Here is a 12,407-nt window from a genome sequence, read left to right as displayed (position 1 = left end):
CGCAAGATTATCAGAGATATGCCACAAGCCAGCAAACCAAATTTCGAGGCCGCTAAGAAAATATTGACGGCTTACCTGGAAAACAAGGGACTTCGTAAAACGCCCGAACGTTTTGCGATTTTGGAAGAGATTTATACCAGGGAGGATCATTTCGATGTAGATGAATTGTATATCAGCATGAAAAATAAGCGTTACCGCGTGAGTCGGGCAACGGTTTACAACACGCTGGACGTTCTGGTGGACTGTGACCTGGTCACGAAGCATCAGTTTGGCAAAAATCTGGCGCAGTTCGAAAAATCGTACGGCAACAAGCAACATGATCACCTGATCTGCACAGATTGTCATAAAGTAATGGAATTCTGCGATCCGCGTATCCAGTCGATCCAGAATATGGTTGGGGAAATGCTGAATTTCAGCGTGATGCACCACTCGCTTATTTTCTACGGAAACTGCAATAAGGAAAACTGCCAGAATCGCGCCGAAGCACCACGCGAAGTGGCCGTTTATGAAGACAGATAATAATCAAGACAAGGCCCGGTAATGTTACATTCCCGGGCCGCTTACACCATAATAAGTTTCAGTAATCCAATATTTGAATGAAAGTTGACGTACTACTTGGTCTTCAATGGGGAGACGAGGGAAAAGGAAAAATTGTGGATGTCCTGGCGCCACGCTATCAGGTTGTAGCCCGTTTTCAAGGTGGGCCTAATGCCGGGCACACATTGGAGTTTGACGGTATCAAACACGTTCTGCACCAGATCCCGTCCGGGATTTTTCGAAGCGATATTCAGAATATTATCGGCAATGGCGTAGTGCTCGACCCGGTGGTATTTAAAAGGGAAATCGAAGGTCTTGCAAAATATAACCTGGAACTGATCAGCAACCTGTTTGTTTCGAAAAAAGCTTCTCTGATCCTCCCGACCCACGCTTTGCTCGACGCGGCTTACGAGCGGTCGAAAGGCGATTCCAAGATTGGCTCGACTTTGCGCGGCATTGGCCCGGCCTACCAGGATAAAGTGGCGCGCCTTGGCTTGCGCGTAGGAGACATTCTTTCTCCCAATTTTGCGGTCAAATACAATAAACTCGTCGATGCGCACAAGGTAATCCTTGATTTTTATTCGTTCGATTACTCCGAGACTTTGCCTACTGCCGAAGAGAAATTCTTCGATGCAGTGGAATTTATGAAGCAATTCAAGCTGGTGAACAGTGAGTATGTGGTGAATGACGCATTAGCCCAAGGCAAAACGGTACTCGCCGAAGGTGCGCAAGGCTCGTTGCTGGACATCGATTTTGGGTCTTACCCATTCGTGACCAGCTCGACTACGATGACTGCCGGCGCTTCAACCGGGCTGGGCATCGCACCTCGTCAGATCGGCGAAGTTTTCGGTATTTTCAAAGCGTATTGCACAAGGGTAGGAAGCGGTCCGTTCCCGACTGAGCTGAATGATGAAGTAGGTGAAGAGATCCGTAAGGAAGGCCGGGAGTTCGGTGCCACCACGGGTCGCCCTCGCCGCACCGGCTGGCTCGATCTGCCTGCATTGAAATATGCGATTATGATCAATGGCGTAACGCAGCTGATCATGATGAAAGTGGATGTGCTTACGATTTTCGACAGTATTAAAGTATGTACTCAATATCGCCTTGCCGATGGAACATTGACCGACCAGATTCCATACGATCTTTGTGACGAAGTGGTTGAACCGGTTTACAAAGAATTCAAAGGATGGAAAACTTCATTGGACGGCGTTCGCGACTTCGACGCGATCCCGGCGGAACTGAATGCGTATGTGAAGTTTCTGGAAGAAGAGTTGAATCTGCCGATTACATTCATTTCAACCGGCCCCGATCGCGAAGCGCTGATTAGCCGTGAGGCCGCCGCTGCGGAAGCTTGATATTGATTGAAAATCAGGAGTGTACAAACGTTATTGTCACCCTGAGCGAAGTCGAAGGGTGTTTGCGTGATGCATTTTCCTTCGACTTCGCTCAGGGTGACAGTCTTTTTAAGGTATCTATTAGATTTAATCGCTATTAAGACAGCAAATTCAACACATCATCCCGCGTAAGCGATTTGATAAACCCTTCTTCACTCGAAATCAAATCATCTGCCAACTGCTTTTTAGAGCGTTGTAAAGCGAGGATTTTCTCTTCAACCGAATTTTTGGTAATAAACTTATAGGTGAATACCGTCCGGTCTTGTCCAATGCGGTGCGCGCGGTCAACCGCCTGTGCTTCAATAGCCGGGTTCCACCATGGGTCAAGGATGAATACGTAGTCTGCGGCTGTAAGGTTTAGACCTAATCCGCCAGCTTTCAGCGAAATGAGGAATATTTTGATGTTTTCGTTATTCTGGAAGGACTCGACTTGCTCCTGACGGTCACGGGTGGCGCCGTCAAGGTAGGCGTAGCTTATTTCCTTTTCATCCAAATAATGCCGGAAGAGATCAAGGTGCTTAATGTACTGACTGAAAATTAAAATTTTGTGGTCCTCGCTCATAACGGTTTGCAGCTTGTAGAGCACGTCTTCAAACTTGCCCGAATCATATGCATACTCGGGATCCACCATTACCGGATGATTCGCAAGCTGACGGAGCTTCGTCAAACCTTGTAGTACGACCAGCTGTGATTTTGAAATACCCTCCGAGTCGATACTTTGAAGGATCAGGTTGCGGTAATAGGCCTTCGCCTCCTCGTATGTCTTTTCCTGCTCATTCGACATGTCGCAATACTGAATGCTTTCCACCTTTTCGGGAAGGTCTGTCGCGACCTGCGACTTCAATCTGCGCAGAATGAATGGCTTGATCAGGTTATAAAGCCGTTTGGCCTTTTCGTCATCGCCCTTTTTCTCGATCGGAATCTGAAATTCATCCCTGAAAAATGCCTGTGTGCCCAGCAAGCCAGGATTTACAAACGACATTTGCGACCAGAGATCGAGCGTGTTGTTTTCAATTGGCGTGCCTGTCAGTACCAGCCTTTGCGCAGAGTTGAGCCGTCTGACGGCCTTCGTAATGATCGAGGAAGGATTTTTAATAGCTTGTGATTCGTCGAGAATGACATAATTAAACCGGTAATCCTCCATAATATCGATATCGAGACGAATAATGCCGTATGATGTCAATATCAGGTCATAATTGTCGAACTGTGCCGTGTCTTTCTCGCGGTTTGTCCCTGTGTACAGCAGCACCCGCAGATCAGGCGTGAACCTGCTTGCTTCGAGTTGCCAGTTATAAAGTAGCGATGTGGGCATGATCAGGATCGACGGCTTTTCGGCACCGCCTTCCTTCTCCGACTGAAGCAATGCGAGCGTTTGCACGGTTTTTCCCAAACCCATATCGTCGGCCAGGCAGCCGCCGAAGCGGTATTGTTTTAAAAAACGCAACCAGTCGTAACCGGTCTTTTGATAAGGCCGTAACACGCCCTGGAAATGCAGTGGTGATTCGGCGGGCTCGATTTGCTGGAAATTACGCAGGTTTTCAAGTTTCCGGCTGATCACTGCCGTTGCCAGATTTTCCTCATTCAATTCCTGCACCAAAGCTAGGTGATGCATCCTGAGGCGCAGTTGATCATCCTCATGACCGTTTTCGGTAAAAGAAAAGAATTCCGAATACTTGGTAAACCACCATTCGGGGATCACTGCTATTTCACCATTTGGCAGGATAAACTCCTTCTTACGATTTAGAATGTAATTGCGAAGCTGTATAAAAGGTATTTCGAATTCGCCGAAGCGCACCTTTGCATTGATATCAAACCAGTCCCGTCCTTCCTGAATCGAAATATCCAAAGAAGAATAACCCAGAAAGTAGCGCTTCGTGTCAGCGGTATTCTGACGGACGCTAATGCCCTTCTCTTCCAATGCGATCGCATTACTTTGGAGCCAGCCAAATGCCTCCGATTTAGGCATCTGAACCTTGCCGTTGCGGATGTTCAGTCCCATTTCTTTTAGTGTACGCACATGCTGGCCTTCGACGTCTATGCTCCTTTTGACTTTATTGAAAAAATAGTCATTGCCCTTCTTTTCCATATGCACACTTGATGCATGCGCAAAACTGTCGTAATGAAAGGAGAAACCGGCATATTGGAAGGAAAGCTCGAATGCAACGTCGTTGTCCTCTTCTTCCATTACCTCTACATCCTCGTTGTCCTGGAAGAGTACTGTTGATTTTTTTGGATTCGACGAATATTCCGAAATCGTAAGGATCGTTTTGGGGACCGACGAGACATTTCTGATCTCAAAACCGCGTGCCACCACATCATATGAAGCGATCAATGGCGCCACGAAACGACCATAATATTGCTCCTCGACCTGGCCAGGGATAGCGATGAACTTCTTCGCCAGGAAAGGTTTGATCTTCTTTCCGTCGACATTTCCTTCGAAATGATATAGATGGCCGTCAAGTACCAGCCAGGCAGGATCTTCGCAGATCAGGAATGCATTTTTGTACTGGAATTCCAGTTTTTGCATTTTATGTCTGATTGTGGGGAAGTAATGCGTATTGTCCTCATTCCTGACGAAGTGGAAGCGGATTGTCGCTTTTGCGTCCTCCCAAACCACCGGTTTCCACAATGGGTTGCCATCGTTGCCCATAATGAAGATGTCCTTCCCGGCGAGTCGTTCCAGAATACGTGATTTGCAGTTTTCGAGATAGCCGGCGATCGTTTCCTGAATGGCCTTATCGCCTTTTTGCGGGTCGTAGACTTTTAGGAAAAAGTCTACCGCGTTGATTTTCTTTGGATTATATTTTTTGAGGACCGCATCCTGCTGAATATCGTCGATGAGTTTGACAAGCTCGAAGTCCCTGGCATCGAGGCCTGAGCGGAACTCCTTGCTGTTTTTGGAGGAAATGTTCTGGATCTGAAACGAAAAGTCGCCCTGACTGGTGAGCTGGACGACAAAGGCTTCGAAGATATACCCCAGATACTCATGGTTAAGAATTGAATAGACAATTTTAAATGGCTCTGAGGGAGAAACTTTCATCAGTATATCGTTGGCTGAGATTCGTGTTGATGCGAAGGAGCCCTCCCGGAAATCAGCAGGGTTTCTTTCGATTTGGGAAACTTCAAATATAAATTAAATGAAGGCGAAAAGAAAGAGGCACCACGCCGTTCCCTGAAAAATATTGTAGAATAAGTTTGGGTAGCTTGATGGGGCCAGGAAGTTCGACAACCTGGTTATGTTAGATTAGTGCAGCCAACTTTCCATGCAACACGTGCGGGTGAAAGGGTTTGGCTATCCAATCATCAAATAACGCCGGGATACCGCTTGATTCGAGGGATTCTTTGTTCGCAGCAGTAAGTGCTATGATTGGAACATTTGCTTTTTCCGGGTCTTTAAATGCCCTGATTTTTTGAGTCGCTTCGATGCCGTCCATGACAGGCATATTGATGTCCATTAACACCACGTGGTAATTTTTGTTTTTCATGGATTCGATAGCCGCAAGACCGTTTTCAACAAAATCGAATTCAGCACCCCATTTTCTTAGGAAGTTTTTTAGGATCAACGCATTCATCTGATCATCCTCAGCGACCAGAACAGTTATTTGAAGTGGAGCTAACACTTTTTCCGGAGCAGATTCTTGTACGGGGATTTTTATCTGGGCCAACGGATAAGGAATGTCAAAAAAGAACGACGAGCCAACCCCTTCCTGACTGGTAAACTCAAGTTTTCCCCCAAGCAGGTGCACAAGTCGCTGAATGAGCCGTAATCCCAGGCCGGTGCCATGGTACTGTTTTTTTGTGCCGGAATTAATGAGCTTGAATGGCTCGAAAATATATGGACGCACTTCCGTCGGAATACCAATCCCTGTATCCGATACATTAAAAAAAATCTCTACCAGATCGTCGGTAATTCGTTTGGTTTGCATCGTTACCTCAACAGAACCTTGTTCGGTATACTTGATAGCGTTATTAATCAGGTTCATCACTATTTGCGCAAGGCGTACAGGGTCACCGATGACCCAAAACTCGCTAAGTTCCTGAGAAGTACTAAGTGATAGCGTCAAGCCTTTTTTGCCTGCAGTCGCCTTCAATGAATGGAATATCCCGGCCACTGTCGCAACAGGTTGAAAGATTTCCCTGCGTAGCTCAGTCTGGTTGCCCTCTAAGTCGTTCAGGTTTAATAGATCATCAATAATTGATTTGAGGACGTCGGCGGAAAACCTGACGGACTCCAGATTATTTTTCTGATCGGGTCGGGGTTTTTCAGAGATGATCAGATCGAGACCTCCGATGATAGCATGCAGCGGCGTTCGTATCTCATGCGACATGGTAATCAGGAAGTTCGTTTTGTAGTCTGCCAGATCCTGGGCCTGAACGGCGGCAATCTTTAACTCCTTTAAGAGGGTCTTCTCTTTCGCATTTGCCAACTCGGATTCTTTGAAGAAAAAGAAATGTACGTATAAAAGCATGGCGTAGTTATAAAGCACCGTGAAAGCAAGCGCGTTAGGATCGGCCGTGTAGGTCTGAAAAGAGATTTTAATCTTTAAATATTGGGTGAGAATTGTGACCAGTCCAATAACGAAGATGTTGAGAAGCGAATAAAACAGTCCCCATCCGGCGCCCAGTATATAGAAGCCAGAACAAAGAATAATAAAAATGAACTGAAACGTGACCAGATAGTGCCCTTGCTTATATAATAATGCAGTTGACAGGATTATTAATGTGAGGCAGCTTAAAGCGTAGTGTCCTACCTGTTGCAGTGCTACTCCGCGACGGAGCATTTGAAAACCTGCCAAGGATAAAGCAGAAAAGAAAAGGACCCTCCACAACAGGAAATTTCTTTGTTGATAGAAATAGAATACCGACAACACCACGCCCATTCCGCAATAGGCAATTAATAAAAATTGGAGTGTTTTTTTTCTGATGTGCTCGATGGCAGCCGATTCCTGCCAGTATTCGGGATACTTATTCCTTAAGTCCTTTAAAATTTCCTGCATGAGCTGACCAGTTGAATCCTAATTTCTAACATAGTTTGAAAGCTCGAATTATTTGTAAACTGGTGGTCTTATTTTTTCGGAAATGGCAGGAATGTATGTCGTACCTATGCTATACCAACAAAAAAGCAGTTACAAACGAAAGTTTATAACTGCTTGAAATTCAGTACCGGGGACGGGAATCGAACCCGTACGGGCGTTTCGGCCCACAGGATTTTAAGTCCTGCGATTTTTGGTTTCATATGGTGTCATGTGGTCTTATTATTATTGATAATCAGCTATTTAACAAAATTAGAAATTTTGTAAGACCAAGAAAAACCGGCATTTGTTGTACCTATGTTGTACCAATTTGCGATAGAATATACTTACCTTAGGCCCTCTGAACCAATATCTAACAACTTTCATGGACTCTACAGTTAAGGTAGTTTTACGCAAGAAGAAGCGCGAGGACGGAAGTTATCCGCTTGCATTGCGTGTTACAACGGGTCGTACATCCACTTACATTTACCTAAAACAATATTTGAAAGAAGGCGAATGGGACACGGCTAGTGAAAGAGTTAAAAAGTCCCATCCGAACTCAGTCTGGCTTAATAACCTGATCCTGGCGAGAAAGGCAGAGGTTAATGATCAGATTTTGCAACTGGCGACTCAAAAGAAAGATACAACTGCCGCGGTCGTCAGAAAAACAATCAAGAGGGACGTCGGTATTGGATTCTTCGCTCAGGCACAAATTTACACTGACCAACTGGAAAAGAATGGCAAGTTCAATCGTAAGTCGGCTGATTTGCCGCGTATCAACCGCTTTAAAGAGTTTTTGAAGGGGAATGAGATCAGTTTTGCGGATATCAATCCCGGACTTTTACGGCAATTTCAAGCCTATCTTCGCAGCAAGCGTAAGGTGACGGAAAGGACAGTGGTCAACCATCTCGTAGTGATCAGGACGGTGTTCAATCAGGCGATCACCGCAGGAGTTGCAGACTCAAAGCACTATCCTTTCGGTAAAGGAAAGATTGCAATCAAATTCCCTGATAGTGCTAGGATTGGATTGACAGCGGAAGAGGTGAAGCTCTTGGAAGATGCCGAATTGACTGCTGGCCAGCATCACGCTAGGAATCTCTGGTTAATATCATTCTACTTTGCTGGAATGCGGGTCTCGGATGTTCTGCGATTGAAGTGGTCGGATTTTCAGAACGACCGGCTATACTATTCCATGGGAAAGAACCTGAAAGCCGGATCTTTAAAAGTGCCAGAAAAGGCGATGAAGATTTTGAAACAGTACTCGAGGGATAGTGCCCACAATCTTGTATTTCCGGATCTGGGCAGACTGGTTAGTCTTAATAATTCCAACGCCGTGCAAAGTTATATTAAGACGAGGGTAAAGAGTTGTAATGACTATTTGAAGCAGATCGCGGAAGGCCTTGGTTTTTCTAAGCCACTAACAATGCATATTGCGCGGCATACATTTGCTCAAATTTCATCAGATAAAATACCTGTGAACATTCTGCAACGACTGTACCGTCATTCCGATATCAAGACGACCATGGGCTATCAGAGCAACTTTATCAACAAAGCTACGGATGACGCACTTGATGCGGTGATCAACATTTAGGATACTAACTGCCTGGCTGTAATGGACGAAATTGAGCGGCAGAATGCAGGAAAAGGGTAATGTATCCTTATTTATAATGAATATGGGTCATGATTTTGATGTTAATTGTCTATTAATCAGTTGTTTACTTGGGTGGATAAATGATTAATCAAGCCGGTCGTAAACAATTCGTAAGCGACAGTATCAATGTCAAAATTCTTAACCTACATACCTTCACGTGGTCAAATTTACAAATAATTGACGACGCGAAGGTACATTTCGAATTAAATGTGCTTCATAGCAATTCGTAATAGTGGTCGAGGCCATCTAAGTTAGGCGGTATATGCTTTTATATCGACTCACTGTGTGCGAATGTGCCAAGTGTTTGTAATGATTGTTTCCCTAATTTCATATATGGGCGGAGGTCGTGCAGGTGTAGAAACCCGACCGTTCTTTGGATGGAAATCATCGAAACGTAAGCAGGGATTGGGTGTCGAAGCTCACGCCTGTATCACTAAGCAACGTAACTTTTTAGCTAGCTAAGCAACTTTTGGAATAAATTTTGTTATAGAGATGTGATCTCTTTGAAATTGAGAAATTTATTTTACATTTTGCGTCAAGTACACTAATAGCCTTAATCTTAATGAAAATCCCTCGTAAAATTGATGACCGTCTGAAGGACGCTATCATTCAATTACGATTTGAGAAGGTCGGTGAGGTGGAACAAGTGTCTGCCACTTTCGCTGAACAGATGGGTACTGATTTTCAGGAAATTGAAGTCCCAGAAGCTGCTGAAATTAGTGCTGGAAACAAGGAGTTTATCAAAGTTTACATCCATAAGGAGGGGAAATATCGTTTAGTTCTGACCGACAAGGCAATCTCTTTTAACATCGTCAATGGGTACGTAGGTTGGTACCAATATTCAGCTTTCATTAAAAAGACCATCCGATGCTTGCTTGATGAGGGTCATTACAGTGAACTTAGTACTTTAGGGGTGCGGTACATCAGTATCTTCGACGAGACGCCGATCTTCAACAACATAACTCCCGTGATCAGCTTTAGTCCGTTGAGCCAGGAAGCAAAGAATGCTCAATTCACGATCGAGCTGGATCGCTCGCCACACAAAGTAGTTGTAACGTTGTTAAACTCGATCACAAGGCAAATTGATGGGTCAAACAATGTAATGTTCTCAGTGGTAGATATTGATACTTCAAGTCCTTTCAGATCTAGTTTGTTTTCAGTTGATGCAGTTATGTTGAAGCTGAACGAATGTCACAATGAACAGAAGGAGGTGTTTTTTTCGTTGCTCAAGGAAGATTTTATAAAGTCACTCAACCCAGTATATTGATATGATGGAGCAATTAAATATCAAACGGATAAATTTTCCGATATCTGGATCTAAACTAGCGGCGAAGTATATTAGTAACTCTTATAGTTATTATAACGATAAGAGTGATTCCAAATCAGTTCAAGATACGGGAAGTTTTGGCAAATTTTGGGAAATAATTCAGAAGATTGCTAACAGCGATATTTTTCAGTTAATATCCAAATATTTGAAAGTCGCTCGCTCGGAGTCATTGCCAGATCTACCAATGAAAACACATTCGAAAGTTATTGTTGGTATTATTGGTTTCCTTTTGAGACAAGAGGTAGATTTGTCTAGCGTGATTGTTGTTGAAACTCGTGATCAAAGTATCTTAATTAAAGGAAAAACCAGATATAAAAGTGTCTATTTCGAAGTTACCATTGACGAAGAGTTAGATGACGGATATGAGTTAATATGCAATGTTTATGAAGAAAAGGTGCCTCAAATATCTATTTCAGGAGACGTTGATTTTGTTGTTGCCTCATTGACTAACGCGATCAAATCCGAGCAGAATTTTGTCTTTTAATAGTGCATGGTATACCCTGAACGCCTTCTCCCTCAGCGTCATTTTAATATAATAGACTTCAATTCTACCAATACAAGTCTCCGATATCTTGTCAGACACACTGATGCGACAGATATTTCAGATGGCGAGGGACTTCTTCGGCCCGAAGTTGTTTCAACAGATGAAAGTTACAATCACCTGCGAGATTTTTCGACAAACCTTTTGGGGGTTTTCGAAGTAGAGGATATCCATGTCACGATAAGAAACAACGAGGAGTACTTTGCACTTTGGGATATTGGAAGTGAGCCACTTATCCCGGTTGATGAGCATTGCGAGATAGTGGAGCAGAGAGCATGCATTTTTTTGCCAATCGCGGATTGTCATTTAGTATCGTTCAAAGCAATCAACCAGATTGAAGGTGAGGCGGAAATATTCTGTAAGGTTCTCCACACGCCTACGCGGTCTAATTTCTGGCACTGCTCTTTGCGATGGTACTACAATGAAGAAGGAAGTGAATCGTGGAATAAGGGTCGAATGAGGCGAATGAAAGCAAATATGCGAAGTTTTATCTGTGAGAGAGCTGAAATAACTGAACCAATATATCAATCGATAGATGAATCTGCTTACAACGTCTATGCCGAATAAGATGATGCTAGCAGCATGTTAAATGTAATGTATAGTGTTTCAGATAAATTAATTAGCATTGGAATTTGCGAATGATAAATGTGTTGAGGCAATTTAGTATCTGATTGGTCAGCTCATCTTAAACTTAATTTTGCATTGGCATGTGTATAAGTGGAATACTGCTGTGGAAATTTCAAGTTCCAGTCATCCTGATGCCTATTCAGTTTAGGGAAATTGCTAGACAGGTTTCCCGCTTGGCTATCACATGCCCCTAAATTTTCACCATTTATAGCATTATCCCTTTCAAATGGAAATTTGCCTTAGAGACAAATTGTACATAAGGTGTTTTCTGACATAGCGCAAAATGAAAGACCAAAAATCGGTAAACCTCGTCGGAGTTACGATGCTGAGTTTAAACAAGAAGTAATTAGAATGCTCGTCGCGGGCAGAAGTGTCAGGGAAACCTCGGAGGCTTTTGGAATAACTGAAAATGTTCTCTATCGTTGGAGACGAATTGCAACAAAAAGACAAAATCGAATAGCGGCGAAAGTGGCAACGATAAAGCAGCTAAGCTAATTGCGGAAGTTGCTAAGCTCCATGCTGAAAATGAGCGCTTAAAAACCGACCGCGAGATCTAAAAAGGGCGTTAGGTCTACCATATAACTTCTCACGCGGCCATGCCTTTCAGTCGTTTTACAGCATCCATAGGTATCGACGTTGTACAATAGAGCTTACCACGTGGCGAAATCCGCACGCGCGGAAGTGCCATTTACTCACGTAAATCATGATCTAAAAATAACCACAAGAGAGATGATAATATCTTCTGGAGAAAAAATGAGCATATCTATCGTTCCTTTTTCGAACATCCACATGGGTACGTTTCGCTGCGGGGATATTAAGTCGTCTTAGGCTTACTGCTCTGAAGGGACAGGAGTGGTATTAGGCTAACTTATAGCCTTCATTTCACCGATCCCATTTGTTGCGTTCGTCGCTACCATTATCTTGATGCTTACTCTCAACGGAAGTCTATTGTTCAATCGCCCGGCAATGTGCTTTTGATGGCGATACCTCTTGCAATCTACTTTGTGGTCATGTTTCTGGCGAGTTTAATCGATTGGGGGGGGTATTCGCAAAATGCATCCATCGCGTTTACCGCCTCGGGTAACAACTTCGAACTCCCGATTGCCGTCGCTATAGGCATATTTAAGATTAATACCACGAAGGCATTTGTCGGCGTGGTTGGATGGCTTGTTGAAGTGTCAGCCTTAATCGCTCTCTTTAATGTGGCATTTTGGCTGAGAGATTGAAGTACTCCCTATTTTTAAGGCCAGCAGTTGGCTATGATTGATTAAAATTAAGCAGCATTCAGGTAAAGATTCATTGGTTTTCTGCGGCCTAT

At 43.9% G+C, this 12,407-nt stretch carries 8 protein-coding genes and 1 tRNA gene; 6 read left to right on the top strand and 3 right to left on the bottom strand.

All coding sequences use genetic code 11. From position 1 onward, the window contains the following. Positions 1–18: 18 nt before the first annotated feature. Complete coding sequence (locus LZD49_RS15160; protein ID WP_234668421.1) at positions 19–519, top strand: Fur family transcriptional regulator; 501 nt, start codon at positions 19–21, stop codon at positions 517–519. A 77-nt stretch (positions 520–596) separates the two neighbouring features. After that, positions 597–1,892 carry an adenylosuccinate synthase gene (locus LZD49_RS15155; protein ID WP_234668420.1) on the top strand — a complete coding sequence of 432 codons (1,296 nt, stop codon included), beginning with the start codon at positions 597–599 and terminating at the stop codon, positions 1,890–1,892. Between the two features lie 136 nt (positions 1,893–2,028). On the opposite strand, the gene LZD49_RS15150 is transcribed toward LZD49_RS15155, so the two are convergent. The 3 genes from LZD49_RS15150 to LZD49_RS15140 all read right to left on the bottom strand — a co-directional run bounded on the left by LZD49_RS15150 (position 2,029) and on the right by LZD49_RS15140 (position 7,172). Further along, entirely contained in the window at positions 2,029–4,971 is a 2,943-nt protein-coding gene (locus tag LZD49_RS15150) for a DEAD/DEAH box helicase (RefSeq protein WP_234668419.1), read from the bottom strand. Positions 4,972–5,170: 199 nt separating this feature from the next. Then, complete coding sequence (locus LZD49_RS15145) at positions 5,171–6,928, bottom strand: ATP-binding protein (RefSeq protein WP_234668418.1); 1,758 nt, start codon at positions 6,926–6,928, stop codon at positions 5,171–5,173. A gap of 164 nt (positions 6,929–7,092) precedes the next feature. Next, positions 7,093–7,172 (bottom strand) — tRNA-Leu (locus LZD49_RS15140). 156 nt (positions 7,173–7,328) lie between these two features. Here LZD49_RS15140 and LZD49_RS15135 point away from each other — a divergent pair. The 4 genes from LZD49_RS15135 (at position 7,329) to LZD49_RS36075 (ending at position 11,584) form a co-directional block, all read left to right on the top strand. Further along, positions 7,329–8,534, top strand: coding sequence for a site-specific integrase (locus LZD49_RS15135; protein WP_234668417.1), 1,206 nt, complete (start codon positions 7,329–7,331; stop codon positions 8,532–8,534). Between the two features lie 622 nt (positions 8,535–9,156). Next, entirely contained in the window at positions 9,157–9,861 is a 705-nt protein-coding gene (locus LZD49_RS15130; protein WP_234668416.1) for a TIGR04255 family protein, read from the top strand. Between the two features lies 1 nt (position 9,862). After that, positions 9,863–10,405 carry a hypothetical protein gene (locus LZD49_RS15125; protein WP_234668415.1) on the top strand — a complete coding sequence of 181 codons (543 nt, stop codon included), beginning with the start codon at positions 9,863–9,865 and terminating at the stop codon, positions 10,403–10,405. 945 nt (positions 10,406–11,350) lie between these two features. Continuing rightward, complete coding sequence (locus LZD49_RS36075) at positions 11,351–11,584, top strand: transposase (protein ID WP_409021327.1); 234 nt, start codon at positions 11,351–11,353, stop codon at positions 11,582–11,584. The last annotated feature ends 823 nt before the right edge of the window (positions 11,585–12,407 follow it).

The sequence above is a fragment of the Dyadobacter sp. CY261 genome (assembly GCF_021440085.1).
In the GTDB taxonomy this organism is placed as follows: Bacteria; Bacteroidota; Bacteroidia; order Cytophagales; family Spirosomataceae; genus Dyadobacter.
The sequence above is the reverse complement of the archived record's forward strand: the minus strand, read 5'-3'. Positions and strand labels throughout refer to the sequence as shown.

What these genes read in the sequence shown, in the direction of transcription:
- LZD49_RS15150 (WP_234668419.1), bottom strand. Translation starts at nt 4,971, where the DNA reads ATGAAAGTTTCTCCCTCAGAGCCATTTAAAATTGTCTATTCAATTCTT.
- LZD49_RS15125 (WP_234668415.1), top strand. Translation starts at nt 9,863, where the DNA reads ATGATGGAGCAATTAAATATCAAACGGATAAATTTTCCGATATCTGGA.
- LZD49_RS15160 (WP_234668421.1), top strand. Translation starts at nt 19, where the DNA reads ATGCCACAAGCCAGCAAACCAAATTTCGAGGCCGCTAAGAAAATATTG.
- LZD49_RS15135 (WP_234668417.1), top strand. Translation starts at nt 7,329, where the DNA reads ATGGACTCTACAGTTAAGGTAGTTTTACGCAAGAAGAAGCGCGAGGAC.
- LZD49_RS15145 (WP_234668418.1), bottom strand. Translation starts at nt 6,928, where the DNA reads ATGCAGGAAATTTTAAAGGACTTAAGGAATAAGTATCCCGAATACTGG.
- LZD49_RS15155 (WP_234668420.1), top strand. Translation starts at nt 597, where the DNA reads ATGAAAGTTGACGTACTACTTGGTCTTCAATGGGGAGACGAGGGAAAA.
- LZD49_RS15130 (WP_234668416.1), top strand. Translation starts at nt 9,157, where the DNA reads ATGAAAATCCCTCGTAAAATTGATGACCGTCTGAAGGACGCTATCATT.